The sequence below is a fragment of the Terrabacter ginsenosidimutans genome, from assembly GCF_039539425.1.
Classification (GTDB): Bacteria; Actinomycetota; Actinomycetes; order Actinomycetales; family Dermatophilaceae; genus Terrabacter; species Terrabacter ginsenosidimutans.
In genome coordinates, this window is the sequence record NZ_BAABDC010000001.1 from 924,801 (window position 1) to 946,309 (window position 21,509).

Sequence of the window (21,509 nt, forward strand, 5' to 3'; positions counted from 1 at the left end):
TCGATTCCTCGAGCGGCCTGCCCCTGTCGACCCAGCGACGCAGTCTGACCGGAACGTTGATCCAGCGGAGTCCACCCATGGTGAGATGCACGAGCGGGTTCCAGTAGGCGATCGGGTCCTCCAGCTGGCCCTTGAGCGCGGCCTCCAGTCGCCCCCATGAACCGCGAGTTCGGGAGCCGCTGTCTGCTGTCAGGCCTCGGGGAGGGAGTGATACCACGGGCCGAAGTCGCCTCCGAAGACTCGCCCCTGGACCGCCTCGACGTCGGTCATGGCGACACCTTGACGAGCGGGCTGGGCTTGCCGGACCAGGTGACGAGCAGGAGATCGCGAGCTCGGGTCGCCGCCACGTAGAGCAGCGATCGCTCGCGCAGATGGCCCTCTGCCTTGGCCGACTCGTCGTACTCCAGCTCGCGCATCGCGGCGGGAATTGAGCCGTCGCGGACGCCGAAGAGAACGACCTTGCCGAACTCGGTCCCCTTGGATCGGTGCATCGTCATCACCACGGGCATCCCGGGCTTCGTCCCGGCCTTGTCGACGCTCTGCGCCTTGACCCCCCGCTCGGCGAGGCCGCTGACGACGCGCTCCTGCTGGTACCGGTCCTTGACGAGCACAGCGAGCGTCTCCCCGGCGTCGCCCGCGTCGAGCCACGAGCGCACCGCCTTGGCGGTCTCGTCAAGCTCTGCGTTCTGGCTGGAACACTCGACCATCTGCACCGGAGGGCCGCTTCGCGCTGACCGGTACCCGGTGTGGTCCTCCTCCTCCCCCGCGAGATCGGAGTAGTCGGCCCCGTCGAGCACCGACATCGCCCATCGGAGGTTTTGTGCCGTCGTCCGGTAATTCAGCGTGAGACGACGAGCGCGGCCGACGACGTTGATCCCGTAGTGCGACAGGGTGATCCGGTGGCCGTAGATGCGCTGGTGGGCGTCCTCGGAGATGAACAGGTCGTTCGCCCCCGCCTCGACGCAGGCGCGCAGCAGCTTCCAGTGCGAGGGCGAGAGATCCTGCGCCTCGTCGATGAGCACGTGGTCGAACGTGCGACCTCGGCCGGCCTCCGCCTCGAGCTGCAGGTGCTTCGCCGCGAGCGCTGCCACTTCGGCGAAGTCGACCCGGCCGTGGGCACGACCGGAGGCCCGGTATGCGGCGACGACGTCCCACACAGCCGTTCGCTTGCCACGGTCCAGAGCCACTCCACGACCGGGGCGTCGCACCCGGAGATACTGCGTCAGCGAGGTGATCTCGTTCGGCAGGACGACGGCGGCATACTCGTCCTCGAAGAAGGCGCGACTGCGAAGGTTCTCCGGGAGGTTCTGGCCGGCGATCCCGATGGCGTCGTCCCAGGCCGCGTGTGGCGTCCGTTCGAGGACCTCGAGCGTGGCGACGCCGAGAACCTCCTCGGCCGCCTTGGCGATCGCGGCCTGGGCGTCACGGACCACCTGTCCGGCGAACGCGTCGATGCCGTTGACGTAGACCCCGGACTTCCCCACCGTCGTGACGAGGGGGACCTCGGGGTCGAGCCGCAGCAGGTCGCGCTTGAGCATGTCGGCGAGGTTGCGGGTGTACGTCGTGACGAGCACTCGCGGCGTCGGCTCACGCCTCACCAGCGCGCGAGCGCGGTGGAGCACGACCACTGTCTTGCCGGTTCCCGCTCCCCCGGTCACGCGCGCCGGCCCCTTGTAGTCCTTGTCGACGAAGCGACGCTGCTCGGGGTGGAGGAACACCCGCCACGCCCCGAAGTCACCTTCGTTGATGACGCGCTCGAGCTCCTCGTTCGACTCGATCCAGGCGAAGGTCAGCTGGCCGGCGGGCTTGCGGAGACTCTCGACGATCGCCTCGTCGGACTCGGTGTCCTCCGCCGCCGGAGCGGCCAGGCCGAGCTTCTCCTTGATGTCGGACACGGACACGCCTGCCGCGAGGTCGAGAACCGCCAGCCCCTGCCACTCGGCCGGCGCAGTGTCGGCGATGGCCAGCAGGGAGTCCTCATCAGCGGCCGTCAGCACGCGCTCGGAGAACCGCGAGTCGAGGCCGAGGTCATCCGTGAGGTCAGCCAGCGAGTAGCCGTACCCGAGAAGCAGCGGCTTGACGTCGGCGGACGGCGCGGGCGCCGTCGGCGCCACGACCGGCGGAGCCACCGGCGCCAGCTGCTCTCTGCTCTCGATGATCTCGGGCACGCCCGAGATGGGGTTCAGCGTCAGCCGCACCTTCTTCGCCACGGCGATCGCGTCGTCGTGCGGCCAGATCCCGTGCAACACGTAGTCCGTACGCGTCGGCGTCGTCAGCTGGAAGAGGACGGCCCGATACCCCTGGTCGACGCGGCCGGTGCGCACGCGGCTGTCCGCGCTGTTGACGATCGGCTCGATGTGCAACCCCGGGAGCGCGTCGTTCTCGCCGAGCTTCTCGAGGAAGGCGAAGGCCTTGGCGCGGAGCGCCGGTTCGAGCTTGTTCGCCGACTTGGCGATGATGACCGACATCAGCGGGCTCCCTCCGGCGCTCCGAGCGCCTCGACAATTGCGTTCACATCCGGACCGACGACGCGCCAGCCGTCGTTCCTGAGGTCCTCGGCCGTCTCGTCGTCGACGTCGAGGACGACGACGACGCGCTCGGGCTCCCAGACGAAGTCGACAGGTATGCCGTCCGCGACCTCCGCACCGTAGACCGGGGCACGGACACCTGCGGCGGCGAGAGCGGCAATCAGCTCATCTTCGGGGCCAGCGGCCACCTCGTCCGACAGCGCCGCCCACTCGGGGGCGACTCCTTCGAGCACCTCGCGACGTCGCACGTCCGCCGGGACGATGCTCTGCTCCTGGACTCCCAGGTCCGTCGTGGTGCTGACTAGGGTCACGGGATGGTCCGCCCCGGCGAAGGCATTGCTCATCTGAAGCCACCGCCGCCACGCTGCCGCGTGGTCGGCAACGGCAACTGCCGCATCACTGTCGTCGACGGCGACGACCGTCTCCAGTGGCACCCCGTGCTCGGTGTCGAAGACCGTGAGCACGCCGACGTGGCCGGACCGCCACCACATGCCTTGGGTCGGCCCGTTCCCGGCGACGACCCTGTCACCGGCGAGCAACCGCTGCGACGCCTCGCCGGCGGACGTGCCGTCGAGGTGACCGACCATGCTTACACCGGCTTGGCCGGCGACGAGCAACCAGATTGCGTTCGCGAGCGCCTGGCGCGGCGCATGGTGCGGCTGTTGGATCCAGGCGACGAGGAGGTCCATGGGGCCGCCCTTGAGGACGGTGACGGCGTCCTGGTTGAACCCGCTACCGGGCAGGCCTGCCGACTGCCCCATGAGTGCCGCCGTGGCCTGAGGGCTTACCCAGTCGTAGTCGGGCGCCTTGCCCTTCCCGCCGATGAGGTCGGCGTCCGTCAGACCGAGGACGACGTAGTCGTTGGCGCGCAACGTGTTCCGCTTCGCGGCGTCGTCGGCGATCCGGTTGTGCTGCGGTGAGGCGTGATACATCCACCCGTCCGTGAAGATCGCGACGGGCGCGATTGTCGGGTCGGACGACCGCAGGACGAAGTCGGGCTTCGAGCCGTGGGTCAGCTGCTGAGGTGTCAGGGTCCACACGCGGGCGTCGTTGGGCAGCGTGATCGTCATGATGTTGCCCGACGGACCCGGCTTCTCCTTGACCGTCGCGTTGATCGCGGCCATCCGCTCGGCGAAGACCTTGCGGAAGAGCAGCTCGAGCGGTGACTCACCCCCGTCGACCTCCACAGCACCTTCGGCCGTGACCCACTGCGGAGCCTCGGGATCCGCGACAGCACCTTCCACCGCGTCGTCGCCGAGCAGGATCGCGCGCAGATGCCGTTCGGCGGCGACGCGTGAGAGCCGCTCCGCGCCCAGCCCGCGGGAGAACGGCAGCAGGCAGCGGTGGCACGCGAGACGGTTCTCGTGACGGCACTCGCAGGCCGCCACGATCGCGTGTGCGGTCGCGAGGACGCGCCAGACCTCCTCGGGCGCCACGAGATCGGTGAGATACCCGGTCCCGCCCGGCACCGTGTCGTGCAACAGCAGCGCTTCCCGGACCTGCCCCGACCCGTCGGACCCCACCGGCACCGGCACGGTGACCACGGAGATGTGGTCAGGGTTGCCGCCCATCCGCTCCCGGAGCCCGAGCAGCAGAGCCGCGGCAAGGCTCGGCACGGAGAACGTGTCGCCCAGCGTCACGGACAGGGGCAGGGTCAGGCTGAGCGCCTGCGTCGTCAATGACCGGGTCAGCGCCACCGACCGGGTCGCCTCCGTCGGCGACAGACGGTGCGGGCACCACGGCCGGTGCTCGGACCGGGCGTTCGCGTTGGTCTCGCTGTCGGCCTTGCCGCACGAGGAGCAGACGCGGAAAAGGGTGTTCGGGATACCCGCGCCGGCGATGCTCCGTGCCAGCACCGACCCGGCGCCGACGCGGCCGGCGTTGATCCACCGGACGTCCATGCCGCGGTAGTGGGCCACGCCAAACTGCCCGCTGCCGACGACCCACTGGCGGGTCACCTTGGCCGGGTCGAAGTCCGGCGCGGGGACGATGACGAACTGCGCCTTCTTTCGCTCCTCACGCGACTCGCCGATGCGGTGCTCGTCGCGGCGGACCTCGCTCATGACGCGGGTCAGCTCGACGACGTCGAGGCGCTGACCGGCGTCGGCGATCTGGCCACTGCCGCAGCGGGGACACGCGGTCACCGAGACCGGCTTGCCGCCCTGCTCCAGGTCGACGCCGTACCCGCACGTGTCGCACCACGCCCAGCGACGGATAAGGCTCGACTTGCTGCCGAGGTCGAGGCCGTCGATATCCATCTCCAGGCCGCGCGCGTAGAAGGTCGCGCCAGGGGCGAATTCCCGGATGGCGTTCGAGGCAGTCCGACTGTAGCTGCGTGGCTCCGACATAAAAGCGTTCGTGTCGGGGTCACGCCACGTGACGGAGACGTCGAGGGTCACGGAGTCGTCGAGCAGGGTGTAGTTAGGCAGAAGCTGGTACTCCTCGAGAGCTGCGATCCACGGATCGGTGCGATGCTTATCGTGGTGTCGCTCGACGAGGATGAGCGCTGACATGGCAGACCGGTAGTCGCGCCGGTCGTCGTCGGTCGCCGCCGGCCCTTCGGCCGCAGCCTTGAGCGCCGGGATGGTCTCGAGGATCTCCTTGCGCCGGTATGCGAGCTCCGCGTTGAGCTCCCCCCACCGCTGGGAAGCGCCGTATGCCGCGGCGGCCAGGCCGCTCGTGCCGGCGTCGACCGCGCCCTCCGCCGTCTCGGACGGTGACGCCCACGCCACGAGTGCGTCGCGGGCCTGGTCGCTGACGGCGTCGAGGGTCGAGAGGAACGTGCCGAGGCGGTCGCTCGCGTTCTCCTCGGCGTCGGTCACGAGGTCATGGAGGAAGGAGTCGGGCCCGGCGGACTCCATCGCGGCGGCGGCCTTCCGCGGCATTCGTCGCGAGGGGTCACGCGCCAGGCGGTCGACGATCGAGGCGATGTACTGCCGGCGCAGGATTTCCTCGGCGTCGAGGTAGGTGGCCGGCGGGCGCACCTCGCCGTTGATGACCGAGAGCGGGTCGCCAAGCCGCGGGAGGTACTCGCCCCGACCGGTGACGAAGGCGAGGTTGAGCGCGTTTCCGGTGAGACGGCCCGCGCGACCGACGCGCTGCAGGTAAGAGGCGACCGTGTTGGGGAGCGAGGCGAGGACGACCGACGACAGGTCGCCGATGTCGATGCCCATCTCGAGGGTCGGGGTTGCGACGAGGACGTTGGGCGCTCCGGGGTCGGCGCTGCCGATCTTGAAGGCCCGCTCGTACTCGAGGCGCAGCTCGTCCTCGAGGAGACTCGAATGCTCACGCGAGACGATGCGACGCATGTCTGCCGACGCGTACAGCCGTCGGTAGAAGTTGTCCTCCCGCGGCGTGGCCCGGACGGTGCCGACACACCGCACCCCACCGCAGCGCGTATCGGCGAGCTGATTGACCACCTCGGGCGTGCCTGGCGTCTGGGTGCGGCAGACGTCGCAGACGAGCAGCGTCGGAGCTCCGACGAGGCTGGCGTCGTCGATCGGCACCACGGACAAGGCCGTAGCGGGAATCGCATAGACCGTGCCGCCCGACCCCGTGACCGAGGAGATCAGAATCGACTCCTTGACCAACTGAGTCAGAAGATCACGGGCGAGCTGGGCGCCGTGGGGCGCGCTGACTCCTAGGGATCGCGCCGTCCACCGCGCGTACCAACTCTGCGGTGACGTAACGGCGACGAGCGCGCGGTCCCTGTCTGGGACGGTTCCACCCAGCTTCGGGAAAGCGGGAGCGCCACGGTCGCGCGCGAAACCTGGCATGCCTTGGTTCCGGTGACGCCCTCCCGTGAGGAACCAACGGTTCCCGTCATTTGCCAGATAGGTGGTGAGCCAGTCGTGCTGAATCCCCCCTTGTCGGCGCATGTACTCGAGCAGCCCCCGGACCCACGCGATAAGCGCGGCGTCCGCTGTGGCGGAAAGCGACGCGACGGCGAGCTGGTCCTTCGAGGCGGCGTCCACCACATGACGGCCGATGGCGGCCAGCTTCGTCGCGGGCCCCGCGTCGACCTCGACGGCGACAGATCCGGTGCGTTCGAGCGTGCGACCCACGCCCGACTGGAGGCCGAACTCCAGCGTCGCGTCGAAGAGGAGCCGACGCTTGACGAGCGCGCGAGCTTTGTTCCGCTGCGCCGCGGGCATGCGGCGGTCCCACCACGCGTCGAACTCCTCGCGGCCGATGCAGTCGGGCGGGACCATGCGGTAGCGCCGGAACGGGTCGTCACCGGCGCGCTGGAAGACTCGCTCGGACAGCTCGTCGAGGTTGCAGCGCTCACCGCCCAGGGCGTCACGGAGCGTGGCACGGAAGGTCAGCGTGGACGAGCGCGCCTCGATGAAGCCGGCGCGGTGGGCGGCGTCCTGAACGCTGTCGGTGAAGACGAGCGACTTCTTCTCGGAGGCGTCGAGGCTATGCGCGCCGAACATCCCGGAAAGCGTCACCGAGAGCATCGTCGCTATGGCGCTGCCGAGGAAGCGGATGCCGTCGCGCTGGAGGCACGAGGGGCACGTGTCGCTGTTCGAGAGGTCATCAGCGTCCGGACCGCGATGAGTGAGCACCGGGAGAACGAGACCCGCGAGCACGTCGGGGCTCTCGGGGTCCTGGAGCCTGGGCCGCAGTGCCCGGTCGGGCGTGGAGAGCCACACGAGTCCGGGGATCTCCTCCGGCTCGTTCTGCGGGTTGTGACCGAGGCTGCGGTCGGCCTCGGCGAGGGCGGTGAGCAGCGGGCGGAAGCGCCCCTCCCGGCGCGCGTGTCGGCGTCGGATGTTCGCGTCGTCGGCGTGGAGGTCGTCGCCCGTGGCGGCGAGCTCGACGCCCCAGCCGGACCGGCCGCAGTGCCGGCAGTAGATGGCCGGGAAGGCCGGCGCGAGGACTTCGCCGTCGGCCGCGCCGATTCGGGGGCCGTCGTCGAACCAGCGGAAGGCGGTCGTCATCGAGGCGTCGCGGTCGATGCGGGTCAGCTCGCGCACCCACAGGTTGAGCTCGACCGTCGGCGCGGCTCGTCCGGCCAGGGCTCGGACGTGGCTGAGCACGGCGACGAGGGCGTCGACGACCGTGAGCCGGTCGGACGGGTCATCACCAGGGAGGGTGTTCGGGAAGAGCAGGTCCACCACGTCGGCGAGAGACACAGCGTCCGAGGTGCTGCGGGCCAGCTGGAGGACGTCCGGCAGCCCCTTGACGAGCTCGAGGAGCCGGTGTGGATCGGTGAGGTCGCCGAGGTCGACGGAGTCGGTGGTCGGCGCGTCGGAGTCTTCGGGGCGGAGCACCGCCCCGAACAGGACCCGGGTGAGGCGGTCGATGTCGTCGCGGGCGTCGCGGCAGGCGATGGCCAGCGCCTCCACCTCGGGGGCGACCAGGTTTCGCAGCGCGGTCGCCTCGAGGCCGCTGGCGTCGACGGTGCTCTCGGCGCCACCAATCCAGTCGTCGAGCGAGAGACGCGACTCCGTGACAACGCTGTCGGGCGGGAATGGTTCGCCGAAGACCGTCTCGGCGAACTCGAGCATCGTCGAGGGGTCGCCCTTGTCGCCCAGGGTTGCGGACGTCGCGACGGGAGTGATTCGCCCGAGCGGGCGGCCGCGGTCCTCGGTCGTGACCGTCGCGTCGCCGTCACCCCAGTGGCTCTTGAGCGTGATGCCCAGCCGGCGCAGGAGCAGCGCGACGTCGGTCCCCTGTGCGCCGTCGTACGTGTGGAACTCGTCGAGGACGAGGTACTGCAGGGACGTCGCACTCTTGGTCCAGATCGGCTGGTCCTGCTGCCGGAGGAGCAGCTGGTCGAGCATCTTGTAGTTGGTGAGGAGGATGTCAGGAGGAGTCTCGCGCATCGTGGCACGGTCATTGATGAGCCCCGCGGCGCTGACCTTGGTGCGGAGCACGCCCTCCTTCTCTCCGATGTAGATGCCGGCGGTCACGGAGGAGAGCTCGGGACGCGATGTGAGGAGTTCGGTCAGGCGGCCGGCCTGGTCGGTGGCCAGGGCGTTCATCGGGTAGAGAATGAGCGCCTTCGTGCCGGTGACGCCGGCCCGGTCGGCGCGGACGCAGTGGTCGAGGATCGGGTGGAGGAATGCCTCGGTCTTGCCCGAGCCGGTGCCGGTGGTGACGAGCGTGGGCAGCGGGCGCGGCTTGTCCGGGCCGAGGTCGATGGAGGTGAGGCGGCGGTAGGCGGCGGCCTGGTGGGTGTACGGGGTCAGGCCCGGGTCCCAGTCGAGTGACGCACGCCAGTCGTCCGTCGCCGGCTGGAAGGGCAGGCGGAGCCTGAGGTATGGGCCCTTGAAGATGCCGTCCTCCGGGTCCTCGAGAAACTGGCTCAGCGCCTGGGCCGCCTCGGGGTCGGCGAGGGCGAACGTTGTGGTCAGGTAATCGACGAGTCCCCGGCGCAGGTCGCTCGCCATGAGTGTGGGCAGCAGTTCGGCCATCAGGTGCCCTGCTTCTGCGCGAGGCGGCGTTCGAACTCGGCGTAGGCGGTGCGCATGTCGGCCTCACGGTCGAGCGTCCCGAACGGCAGCTCGTACGTGTACTCGACACGACTCCCGGGGTGGATCGCCTTGCGCTCGTCCTCGGTGATGGAGTCGCCCTCCTTGCGCCACACCGTCAGCACCGAGTTCGGCACGAGCCTGCCGTTCGAGTCGTAGATGAATTTCTCACTGGCAGTCGCGGCGTCCTTTTGTCTGAGCACGGGGAACTCGGAGCGGTATATGGCACACAGGTCCTCGATCTTGACTTCGAGCATGAGAGCAACCAGGGCATCAACCTCGACCTGCGCATTCCTCCGATCACGGTCACGACGCAGCGGCGTCTGCTCACGCCACGACCGAGCAGGTGGCACGGCGCTGACCGTCGGGAGAACGGGCGAGTCGGTAGCAAAATCCGGGGACCACAACTCCTCCCACAACTGCGCGTATTGATTGGTGAGGCAGTTCAAGCGCAGGACCCTTAGCAGCAGTGCCGAGATAAGCGGGTGCTTGATGCTGACCATGGGGAGACGCGAAACCGTATTCGCCGATATTGTGGATTTGGGGGCAACTCGAATTGCGAAATCGCTTAAGAGGCTTGAGAACACCCCGGCACACACCGCCACACGCAACACGTCGTCAGGTTCGCCGGCGGACATAACAGTATGGACGTGGCCAGCACCCGGAGGAATGATCGCAGCCATGAAGGTGCGCTCGCCCTCATTTGCAATCATTGACCGCCAAGCAATCCTGAAGTAGTCCAACGGTGACCATTCTCCGGACTTCCCCCAGCGAGGGTAAAGCGACGCATATTTGGCACGAGTCTCAACTCGCTTAAACCCAGTGATCGGCATCTGATCTGGCGCAAGAACCTCGAGATCGACGGCAGCCCAGTCACGGTGATTTTTGAGGGTGCGGTTCGGGTATTTGTTGAGCGGTAGTTGGACACCGAGGTGGAGGCTCTGCAGGATTACGTCGTCCCAGCTGGCAACCGCTCCCCATTCTTGGCGGAACCTCCCCTTCTTGCGGTCTAGATTTTCGTCCCAACCACGCGAGAAATGCAGAGACAAGTCCTTGACGTGACTAGATGTTTCGAATCCCGCAAGCACCCCCTGAAGTGCCGCATTGACCAGATAGACCATTGGAGCCGAGCCAGCAGGCCCGTCATACTCAAGAATTGCGGCCCATACAGCCAAGCCCTGATCGTCGACGTGCTGAATCCTCCCGAGATGCGGGCGGACATCCCAGTTCCCGCGCTCGTCCTTGAGGCCCGGCATAGGTCCAGATCCGTCATGCGCGAATGATCGAGCGAGAGTCTCCGGGTGATATAAACCAGCGGCATGCATGAACCGCACGGGGCGATAATCGCCATAGATGTTCACACCATAAGTCTTTTGGTTCTGGATTTCGAACAGCTTCAACTCATTCTTAAACTGCCAGTGCCGCCTCAGGCGATGATATGCCTCCGACCTGAGGGAACGAGCCTTATCGTCGGTGAAATGACTCTCGTAATGGACGAGTGCCGAAATCGCATGGGCTCGCGCATTCCTCCACACAAGAGACATAAATGCGCGATAAAGATCTGGCTGACCAGCGAGCACAGGATAAGCCGTTGGATCGGCAAGCAAGGTTGCCGTCACCATGACCTCCGCACTGCCGTCCAGAACGAGATCCCGAATTCCCGTACGCTCAAGCGTGGCCCCGCGTCGGGCAGACTTCGCCTCCTCTGACGGGTCGGTCGCCAGCTGCCACCAAGGATCGCCCTCCGCAAGCAGCGCGTTCAGATCCGTCCTCGGGCGCACCCAAGGCGGGTTGCCGAGCTGCAGGTCGAAACCCCCCTTGGCGAATACAGTTGCAAAGTCGAGACTCCAGTGAAAAAATCCCTGCTCACGGGATATTCGCTGCGCTACTGAAAGCCATGAGTGACGTTCGCGCACGGACTCGATGGACTGAGCGCCACTCCAATTGAGGTTGTCCTCCTCTTCGGCGTTGAGCCCCTCCCACGACGTCGCGTCGGCAGAGAAGGTGTCCATCCACTTGTGCCTGGCCTGGGGCGCCACACCGAGGATCGCCTCGCACGCGCGGATCCACTGGTCGAGGGTCGGCGGCTTGGCCTCGGTCTCGGTGAGCGGCCAGAACCACAGCGCACACCAGAGGTCCATGACTTCACGCAGCCGCAGGTATGCGCCGTTCTCGTCTGCGAGCGATGCCTCGATCTGCTCACGGGTCACGGCAGGAGCGTGGACAGGAGTCTCACGCTTCCACAGTTCGATGGCGCGGCTTGACTCCGCCTCCGCGATGCGAAGCCGCCGCAGCGCGAACTGCCACAGGGTCTCGACGCGTTCGCCGAGCGCCGTCAGCTGCTGGATCTGTTTGGTCGTCGGTTTGGCCTTCATCGACTTCCGCCACGCCTTCAGCGCAGCCACGGCCTCGGGCGCCAGCGATGCGACGTCCTTGGGCACCTCGGTGGCCGACCCCCAGCCCTGCGCCGGCAGGAGGAAGTGGTGGATGCGGCTCGACGTCGCGCTGAACGCGATGCCCTTGGCGATGTTCTCGGCCAGCTCGGTCAGGGGCACGTCGGTCGGCGTCGAGGTCAGCCATGACTTGTCGCGGACCTGGCTCTGCGAGTATGTCGCTCGACGTGCGCCTATGAGCGAGTTGCCGCGTCGGAGCCGCAGGCCGAACCACGGGGCCGAGAGTCCCTTGACCATCGTGTCGAGCCAGAGCGACACCTCGGCGAGCTCGACCGCGGTTGCATTGAGGTCGACGCCGTGCACCTGGTGCAGGGCGATGTGGGCCTTGACCTTCTGCAACTCGACGGCGTAGTCCTCCGGCTCGATCCGCTCGCCGAGCTCGTTCTGCCGACGCTTCAGGTACTCCGCGGCGAGCTGCCGGACGGCCTCGATAGCGAATGCCCCTGAACCGAGCGCCGGCTCACAGATCGTGAGGCCGAGGATCTCCTCAGCTGTCGTCGTGTGGCCGTCCTGGTCGAGGAGCTCCGCGAGCGCCTGCGAAACGGTGAAGCGGGTCAGCACCTCGGGGGTGTAGTAGGACGCCGACTGCTGCCGCTCGCGACCGGCGAGGCGAAAGACGAAGGTCCCCTGGAGGTGGCGGACCGGCCGCATCTCGCCGGTCACCTCGTCCTGGACCTTGACGAAGTCGGCGGGGTCGAGGTGGTCCGCCCGCGTCGTCGGGACGACCCAGGACCCCTTCGAAGCGTCGCCGCCCTTGGCGACCTCGAAGAGGTCCTCCTCGGCGAAGAAGCCGGTGTACGACATGAGGCCCTCGTAGACCGCGCCTAACTGGTTGATGCCGAGCTCGACGTAGGAGATGAAGCCGCGATCCTTGCCCTTCGACTCCTTGCTCAGGAGGAGGTGTCCCAGCACCCGCTGGAGCGCCTCGTTGCCGAGGCCGACGTCGCCGATGTGCGCGATCGCCTCGGGCCGGAAGAGGTCGGCGCGCAGCGGGTTGAAGACGAGGACGGACTCCTGGTCGGCACCGTCGGCGGAGGCCAAGCGGGCGGCATACGGCGTCTCCTCGTCGACGAGCCTGAAAAGGGTGGCGAGCGACTCGTAGAGGTGCAAGCCGTTCTTGCTCTGCTCGGTGTGGAGGTCGACGAGCGTCAGGTCGCGCAGGCGGTCGAGGCTGTAGCCCTGGTCGTACTCCGCAGCACCGGCCGGCAGGACCTCGAGCTCGGGCGAGGCCTCGGCGTAGAGGAGGAAGAGGATGCGGTAGAGATAGCGCAGCGACTGGATCGCGAGCGGCTGGGCCTGGTCCTGCGGCAGTGGGTCGAGGCCCTGGCCGATGCGGCGCCGAACCACCTCGTTGGCGATGATCTCGATGGAGAGCCGGACCCCTTCGCGGAGGTCCTTGGAGACACCGACGGTGTGCTTGACGGAGTCGTCGAGCACGTCGGACCACCAGACGTTGCCGTCGGCGTCGGGGCCGAGCGAGTGCGCCTCGAGGATGGTGAGGGCTCGGTCGATCTCACCGGCGCGCTTCGTGTCGTTGCGTTCGGCGACGAGCTGGACATTGACGGCGAGGTAGCGCCCCTCGGGCCACCGCTCCTGCTCGGCGACGAGCGCCCACGCGCCGGCGAGGACGAGCGCGAAACGCGGCGCCCCGTCGCGGACGAAGAGATGGGAGAGGAGCCGGCTCACCGAGGTGATCTCGTCGTCGTCGCCTGTGACGTACGGGGCTGCGAGGGTGCGCGCGTCCTTGGCGACGAGGTCGTCGACGGTGGGTGCCGCGGCCGCGGAGATCACGGCGAGCGGCGCTGCTCCGGTGAGTCCCGGGCTCGACACCCAGGTGACGGGGCCGTCGTGGTCGAGGACGAACTCGCCGGTGTGGAAGCCGAGGACGGAGATCAGTTCGCCGTGGAGCTTGGTGACGGTGTCGGGGTCGGTGTCGTCGCCGTCCGAGGCGAAGGCGGCGAACGTCCGCTCGAGGCCGCCGCGGGCCTCGGTGAACCGGTCGCGCGCGGTCGTCGCCTCTTCTGCGTCCCACGCCTTGCGGCGTTCGAGGACCTTGGCGTGGAACGACTGCGAGGTGGCGTCGGTGGTGAAGTAGTGCTCGCTGATCCAGTCCTCGCCGACGACGAAGGCGTCACTGACGGGCATCTCAGATCTCCCCGGTAGGTGCGGTGTGGGTGTCGGCCGCAACGGCGTGGTCCTGCGGGACCACGACGAGAAGTGGGCGGACGAGCTGACGGTCGGGGGCGCGACGTTCTGCGAGGGTGCGCTCGACCTCGACCCCGACACGGCGCTGCTTGATCTCGCTGCGCTGGATCAGCGCGTCGGCCTCGTGGGTCCAGTCCTTGACGCGTTCGGACCAGGCGTCGACCTGGGCACGCGCCATCTCGGCCGCGACCCCGAACTGGTCCTCCATGCGAGCGCGCGCCTCACGGACGGCGTGTGGGATGAGCGAGGTGAGCGCCGCGGTGTCGGCGACCGGGCCGGGGTTGGTCATCGTCGTCGAGATGCCGTGGGCCGCCAGCATGGCGCTGGCCGAGTCGTGCATCTGCAGGACGACGCTGCTCGGGTTGGCGGGGTTGAGGAAGAGCACCGAGATCCACAGCGAGGAGACGGTGAGGCCTCCCTTGTTCGTCAGGGTGCCCTGGAGGAGCACCGACGGACGGTCCACCTGGCCGCGCACGGCGGCGACCTCGTTGCGTGAGAGGGCAGCGAGCGCCCGGTCGCTCACCCAGTCGATGACGGGGTGAAGGGGGCCGAGGAAGTGGGCCTCCGGCCACGAGGAGCCGACGTCGTCGGCGAGCGCCGCCTGCAGCAGCGCCTTGCCCTTGGCTTTGGATGTCGCGAGCTTGAGCCGCTGGGTCACCTTGCGGTCGGCGAGGTAGTCCTGCGGGAGGACCTCGAGCCGTTTGCGCAGGTCTGCCGGCGGCACGAACTCGACGACCTGCTCGGGCCCGTGGCGCCGCCAGCTCACCCCACCTGATCGGCCGTCGTCGCTCGGTGACGACTCGGGCGTCGTGTAGATGTGGGTCAGCGCCTCCTCGAGGAAGTCGACGTCGGCGGCATACAGGCTGGGCGGGGCACTGTCGGAGGGCTCGACAGTGGGCTGAGCGTCGGCCGTGTGCAGGCCCTGGAGCCGTGCCAGCAGTCCGAGGACGCTGTTGTCGCCCGCGACCTCGGAGGGCGTGGCCACGACGGCGTCGAGGTCAGCCTGGCCGGCGAGCACCTTGCGGATCTCCTTCTCCTCCGCGTCGACGTCGAACTTGCCCATGAGGGAGGCGGCGTCGCCGAGGGCGGTGTGCGCCTCGTGCTCCTTCTCGAGCAGGCGGGTCAGCACCCGTAAGTCGCCGGAGAAGGTGGGGTGGCTCGGCTCGAGGAGGAGTGTCGTGATCTGGGGAGGGTTCTTCTGGCCGTAGCGGTCGATGCGCCCGTTGCGCTGCTCGATGCGGATCAGGGACCACGGGATGTCGAAGTGGATGAGGTGGTGGCACTGGAGGTGCAGGTTGACGCCCTCGGAGGCGACGTCGCCGGTGACGAGGACGCGTATGGGCGAGCTCTCCTGCTTGAAGCTCTCGACGATCGCCTGCTGCTCCTGGTCGGCGAGGCCACCGTGGAGGATCGTCACGGCGTCGGCCGGGAGCTTGAGGTCGCGGCGGAGGTTGTCGGCGAGCCAGTGCAGGGTGGCGATGCGCTCGGCGAACACCACGGCGCGCATCGGCTGCCCCTTGCCGACGCCGACCTCGGTGAGCCGCCCGAGGAGGGCAGCGTACTTGCCCGAGCCCTTGGCCGTGGCGTGCGAGGCGTCCGTGGCGAGGTCGCGGAGGCGGCTCAGCGCCTCGCGCTCGCGGGCCTCGTCGGGGTGGGTGGCGGACAGCTTCGACAGACGCTGCTTGATCGTCTCGGCGAGTGCGGGCGGGGAGGAGAGGAACGCCTTGGCGAGTGTCCACGGGAAGAGCGACGCCCCGCCCGAGTAGGGACTCGAGCCCCGGGGGTGAAGCCAGACGTCCGCCAGCTCGGTGGCGACGGCGTCCTCGGCCGAGGACGCCGGCACGAGCCGGTGGACCGGCTCGGCTCGCTCGGCCCAGTCGGAGCCGACGACACTCGCCACCTCGGGGCTGTAGCGGTGCCGGCGGACGACGAGCCGGCGTACCTCGCTCTCGACTAGGTCGCCGTTCGCGGTGACGGCCGTGGGCTCGAGCAGCCGAACGAGCTCGGCGAAGGACTCGTTCTTGCCGTTGTGCGGGGTGGCGCTGGCGAGGATGAGCGCATCCGTGTTGGGGGCCAGCACCCGGGCGAGGCGGTTGTTCTGCGTGTTGGAGTTGGTGACGCCGTGCGACTCGTCGATGACGACGGCGTCCCACTTGTGGTTGCGCAGATAGGAGAGGTAGCGATCGTTCTTCAGAGTGTCGATCGAGATGATCGCCCGCTTGTACATCGTGAAGGGGTTGCGCGTGGCCGGCAGCTTCTGGCGCACGCGCTGGATGCCGACGGAGTCGAGGCGCACGAACGGGAGGGCAAACCGCGTCCACATCTCGTGCTGCATCTGCTCGAGCACGTGGCGGGGGCTGACGATGAGGATCCGCTCGCCGCGGCCGCGTCGGACGAGCTCGCTGAGGATCATGCCGATCTCGAGCGTCTTGCCGAGGCCGACGGCGTCGGCGAGCAGGACGCGGGGGCGGAGGTTGGCCGGGTCGAGCGCACGGCGGACCGCGTCGTGCTGGTACTCGAGGGGGTCGGCGAGCGCGTCGGTGGAGACGGCGAGGCTCGGGTCGTCGACGGGCAGGGCCGTCTTGCGCAGAGTGGCCTCGAGCCAGAGCCGGCTGCGGCGGTAGCCGGGCGAGTCGTCGGCGACGACGGTCATCTCCGCCGGGTCGACGACGGTGATCGTGTCGAGCGACTCGTAGAACGTGGCCGTCGTGTCGCGGACGAGCTCGGACAGGCCCCGCACGGTCACGAGCTGCCCTGCCATGGTGGAGGTGACCCCGGTGACGAGCCACTCCTCGTCACGGACCTGCACCACCGACCCCGGCGCGACCTCGATGGCTCCCTGCTTCACGTCTGTCGTCATCCCTGCACACCCTTGCACGTGCGCGAGGGTATCGATCGTGGTCGACCCACCCCTGCGCGCCTCACTCGTCGCTGCCATGACCCTCTCACCTGCCGTGCACTTTGGGTGTCTAGGAGAAGAGGCCTCCGAACAGGCCGAGGGTCGGCTTGTCGGGCAGCCCGATGAGGCTGGCACGGTCGAGGGTCAGGTTGAAGCGCTCACAGCTGGTCTCGGGCAGCAGAAGGCACGCATGGCACGCGGCGAGATTCATCCCGTTGACGCCCGAACCCGTGGACTCGACGCAGACCGGGTCGGCGGTGCACCACCGGGCCCGGCGGATGCCGTTGGCGAGGGTCGTGTGGAACCGGTCCTTGTCGCTCAGCGCCGCGAGACCTCCGAGGCTTCCGGCGCTGTCGGCCGTCGCGGTGTAGACGAGGATGCCCGCCTGCCCGTCGGCGTCGTAGACACGCTCGCGCAGCGACGCCGCGGGGTAGCCGGATGTCAGCGACATCTCGTCGACGAGGACGTGGGCAAGCGAGTGGAGGGCGAGGACCCGCGGTGACACGTCGAGCCCCGACGTGAGCGAGTTGCCGCCGACAGCCGCCTGCGACCGCATGAGCAGTTTGGTGCGTGACTGCGCGAACTCGGTCTCGACCCACTTCTCCAGGAGACGCTCGTCGAGCCGGAGGAAGACTCCCTCGCCGAGGACCTCCATCGCGGGCAGCCAAACGGGGTGCTTGGAGTCCGACAGGGGTGCGACCGCGACGTCGTCCTTGTTGTCGTCGGTCGAGGGCAGCACGCGCGTGAAGCCCGTCAGAGCGCGCACCTCACGGAGCCGGCTGACCCGCGAGACCTGGGCGATGATCTCGGGGACGCCGCTGTCGACGAGGTCGATCTCCTCACACAGGAACTGATCGCTCGACTCGACGGCCCCCTTACCGCGTACCAGCGCGGTGTACTCCTCGGCCCGCAGCTCGCGGTCGGACGGTGCCGCCTCGGACGCTGCCGGGTTGCGCCACCTGTGGATGGCCCGCACGAGGTCCTCGGTGGTGCATCCCTCCGGCGGGCGGAAGCTCCGGGCGAGATCCTCGGCGGACGCGTCGGGGTTGGCGTCCGGCATGCGCTTGGCGATGAAGGTGTCGGCGATGCTGGGCACCGAGGGGATCGAGATCGCCGAGCGCTGGACTGCGAACCAGACGTTGCTCGAGCCACGCTGGAGGGTGCGCAGCTCCTTGTCGCACGAGGCGTCGTTCGAGCTCAGCCAGGGGCGGGACCCCGAGCAGCGCTTGACCCCCCTGAGAGCCGCGAGGTCGAAGGCGCCGGCCATGCTCCGGCTGCGCCCGCACGAACACTCGACGACGAGGTCGGACAGCGCGGACGTATGGCCCCGGGCGACCATCTTCAGACTGTGACCCTCGTGCGGGACACTGGCGTCCTCGTGCACCCAGGCCCGGTAAGGGAAGTCCTCAATGTGCCCGTTCGTGCAACATGAGACGAAGCGCGAGGGCGAGACCATCCCATTGCACCGGTCACAACGCCTGGTCCCGGGGTCGGTGATGTCCCAGAAAGGCCCCAGACGCCGGCAGTCGGTGCAGAAGGCCCACTCCGGGAAGCGGACGGCCGGGACGTCTCCTCGGCTCTTGCCCCAGGTGCGTGGGCTGCGGAACTCGGCCACCCCGAGGCTGCGGGCCAGACGCGGCTCGGTGATGACCTCGCCCTTGGGCCACTCGTCGAGCCCGCAGATCATGACGCTGTCGTCCTGCGCGGGCAGCAGAGAGCCGATTCCGAACGTCGTGACAAGCGACGTCCGGCGTGTCTTGGCGACGATCTCAGCGGTCACGGCGGGCTCTCCTACTACGTCGGATCAGGTAGACGCTGGACTCCGCGTCCACGTCACGCATGCTGGTGAGCGTGGGCCACGCGGGCTCGGCCGGCGGGAACGCGAACTCGGGCTCGTCTCCCCGCCCCAGCACGCGTGAGGCCTCCACGAGCAGCGCGCCACGCCACTTGTCGAACCACCCTTCGTAGTGCTTCACGTTCGCGTCCGACCAGTGGTCGATGAGGTCGGCGAGCTCTTCGCGGATCAGTTGTGGCGACTCGTCCTGGGCGGGCTCGTCGCCCGGCATTCGTGCCGCCTGGCTCCGCTCCACAATGCGGTCGGCGAGCTCGTCCAGCTTGTCGGTCCAGCGGGCGGCGTCGCCCGCTGACGCATTCGAGCCCGCACCCGGGATGGTGTGGCGGGCGAGGGCGACGAGCACGGCGTGAAGAGCACGGTCCCGCGCCCGGGGTGCGAACGGCGTCGCGCCGGTGGCCTCGACGTGTCGGTAGAGGGTGCGGTGATATGCGGCGAAGTTCTCGTAGTGGGAGAGGTCGCGGCTGCGGCCGGAGTTGTACACGGTGACGACGAGTCCCGGCATACGGCGTCCGACGCGTGAGGTGGCCTGGATGTACTCCGAGCTCGTCTGCGGCTGGCCCATGACCACCATGAGACCGAGGCGGTCGACGTCGACGCCGACGGAGATCATGTTCGTCGCCAGGACGACGTCCGCCGCTTCGACGTCGCCGCGCGGCTTCTCGAGGATCTCCAGCTCGCGCGGGATCTCGGAGGACCGCTTGCGTGAGGTCATCTCCCGGATCGCCTTGGGGTTGCGCATGGTCTCGCCACGGCGACCCGCGATGACCTTCATCTGGTCGGGGACGTCGTCCATGACCTGGATGTAGGCGCCTCCGAGAATACGCAGGCTGTTGAAGTAGCCGAGCAGCGTCCAGTAGAGGTCGGCGGACGGGGCGTCCTCACCGACCATTGCCGCGGACTGGAGCAGGGAGGCGTAGACGCGGACCATGAGCGTGGTCTGGCTCGCACCCGGGGCCATGGCCCCGACGTACTCGCGGCTCGCCTTCTCGCTGCGTTCCGACTCGACCGCGAAGAAGGAGTCGCGCTGAGTCAGCCCCGGCGGCGGGAACTGCCGGGCCGTACGCGCGAACACCGCACGCACCTGGTCGGTCGCGCGTCGGATTGTGGCCGTGGACGCCACGACCTTCGCCGGTGCGCGCCTCCCCGCGATCCCGTCGACCGCCGTTTCGTAAAGGCCGACCATCGTGCCCAGGGGGCCGCTGATGAGGTGCAGCTCGTCCTGGACGATGAGGTCGGGCGGGAGGTTGTCATAGTTCGGATCGGGCACCACCACACCCGCACCCAGGAGAGCGCCGACATCGCGCTTCCACGGCATCATCGCGAACTTGTCGACGGTGCCGATGAGGAGCGACGGCCGGTTGGTGTAGACGTCGCTGTCGATGATGTGGACGGGCAGGCCGTAGCGGAAGGCACAGGCGTCGTTACCGCAGGCGACCCGCATCCACGTGCCGCCGACGATCTCGTAGTTGGTGTGGTCGAGAGGGCGGCCGCACCACGGGCACCGCCTCAGCTGCACGGGGTCGCTGAAGTCCTCGTCGGTGTCGCGGGCCCCCGGCTTACGTGCCTTCTGCAGGGCGCGCCGCGCCGTGTCGACGTCGTTGGGCGTGGATGCCTGCCCGACCCAGAGCCCGATGGAGATAGGCGCCGTGTCGGGCATGTGGGCCTGGCGCTCGATCTCGAGCGCGCAGATGAGTCCGGTGGCGCGCTGGTACTGCTGCAGGGTGAGCAGTCGCAGCGTGTACCGCATGAGCACCGACACCCCGGCGGCCCGTTTATCGCGTAGCCGGCGGAGCAGGATCGCGATGCCGATGATCCCGAGGTAGGCCTCGGTCTTGCCACCACCGGTGGGGAACCACAGCAGATCCGCGATCTCACGATCCTCGTGCTCGGGATCAGCCAGACCGGACAGGTTGACGAGGATGAAGGCGATCTGGAACGGGCGCCAGCTCGCGCCGGCGGTCGAGGCTGGGTCGCCGAACTGACCACTGCGGTGGTGCTCCTGCCGGCTGCGTTGCTGCGCCATTGCCAGGTTGGTCAGCTGGAAGGCCTTGCGAATGTTGGCGTCCGATCTCAGCAGCCCGAGTCCGGCCTCCATACGGTCGGAAGCCGCCCGTGCCTCACGGATGTGGAGCTGGAGCGTGGCCTCCTCGTCGTCGTCGAGGGGCTCGACGACGTCTGCCGCGAGGCCGTCGATCCAGTCGCGGTAGTGCGAGATGAGGTGTTCGAGAACGTCGAACGAATCCTCGGCGGCGAGGGTGGTCATCGACAGGTCGAGCCCGTCGCCTCCCGCGGCATCGCTGAGGAGCAGCTCGTGCCGGGGAAGGAAGGTGGTCTCGACGGCGTCGGGCTCAGAGCCGTCCCATGACACCGCGCAGCCGTGCCCGACGGCGAAGGACCGCACGTCGCGGAAGAGGAGCTTCTGCGACCTGATCTCGGCCTCGTCGACACCGGCGACCGTTGCCGGCGGGCGCTCGCGAAGGACCGAGCCGTCGGCACGCGCCACGATGCGCGGTCGGAACCACGAGGCCTTGTCCTTCTCACCGTGCGGGGCGGTCTGTGTGTTGACGAGGGTCAACGTGACTGTGACCGTCCCGTTCCTCGGTGCCCGGCTGTGTACGACGAGCTGGAGTCCGTCGACAACCTCGACGCGTTCGAGCCGTGCCGGGTGCGCGGGGACGACGATCGGTGCCGGGGCGATGTCGACGGCCCGCCAGGCCTTGTCGCCGTCGGCCTCGTACCGGGTCGCCGAAACCTCCACCTTGAGGCTCGCGTCCCGCGCGTCGTCGAGCGACACCGTCATCCCCATCGACCGGGGGTACCGGACGCGCGACATCGACACAGCGGGATCGACGACGTTGTCCGGGGCGTCCCCGCCGGCCTCGGCCTCGACGTCGTTCTCGACGTCGTCCTCGATCGAGAGCTGGACCGGGGCGTCATCCTCGGTGTCGGGGTAGAGCACACCCATGACGAACCGTGACAGCGGCGCCTCGGTCAGCGTCGCGTCCGCGGGCCCACCGAGGAGGTCCTCCGACAGGCGCCGAAGCACGTGCTCCCGCGTGTCGTAGGCCTGCTCGAGACCGCTCATCCCAC

At 68.6% G+C, this 21,509-nt stretch carries 6 protein-coding genes; all 6 read right to left on the bottom strand.

Annotated features, from left to right (window positions below; genetic code table 11):
• Positions 1-266 precede the first annotated feature (266 nt).
• The 6 genes from ABD831_RS04405 to ABD831_RS04430 all read right to left on the bottom strand — a co-directional run bounded on the left by ABD831_RS04405 (position 267) and on the right by ABD831_RS04430 (position 21,504).
• Complete coding sequence (locus ABD831_RS04405) at positions 267-2,468, bottom strand: UvrD-helicase domain-containing protein (protein ID WP_344942063.1); 2,202 nt, start codon at positions 2,466-2,468, stop codon at positions 267-269.
• Complete coding sequence (locus tag ABD831_RS04410; protein WP_344942066.1) at positions 2,468-8,950, bottom strand: DEAD/DEAH box helicase; 6,483 nt, start codon at positions 8,948-8,950, stop codon at positions 2,468-2,470. Before ABD831_RS04410 ends, ABD831_RS04405 begins: the two co-directional genes overlap by 1 nt.
• Entirely contained in the window at positions 8,950-13,605 is a 4,656-nt protein-coding gene (locus ABD831_RS04415; RefSeq protein ID WP_344942069.1) for an Eco57I restriction-modification methylase domain-containing protein, read from the bottom strand. Before ABD831_RS04415 ends, ABD831_RS04410 begins: the two co-directional genes overlap by 1 nt.
• Position 13,606: 1 nt before the next feature.
• Entirely contained in the window at positions 13,607-16,525 is a 2,919-nt protein-coding gene (locus ABD831_RS04420) for a helicase-related protein (RefSeq protein WP_344942072.1), read from the bottom strand.
• Positions 16,526-16,634: 109 nt separating this feature from the next.
• Positions 16,635-18,344, bottom strand: coding sequence for a DrmB family protein (gene drmB / locus ABD831_RS04425; protein ID WP_344942075.1), 1,710 nt, complete (start codon positions 18,342-18,344; stop codon positions 16,635-16,637).
• Positions 18,334-21,504 carry a helicase-related protein gene (locus ABD831_RS04430; RefSeq protein WP_344942078.1) on the bottom strand — a complete coding sequence of 1,057 codons (3,171 nt, stop codon included), beginning with the start codon at positions 21,502-21,504 and terminating at the stop codon, positions 18,334-18,336. Before ABD831_RS04430 ends, drmB begins: the two co-directional genes overlap by 11 nt.
• Positions 21,505-21,509 lie beyond the last annotated feature (5 nt).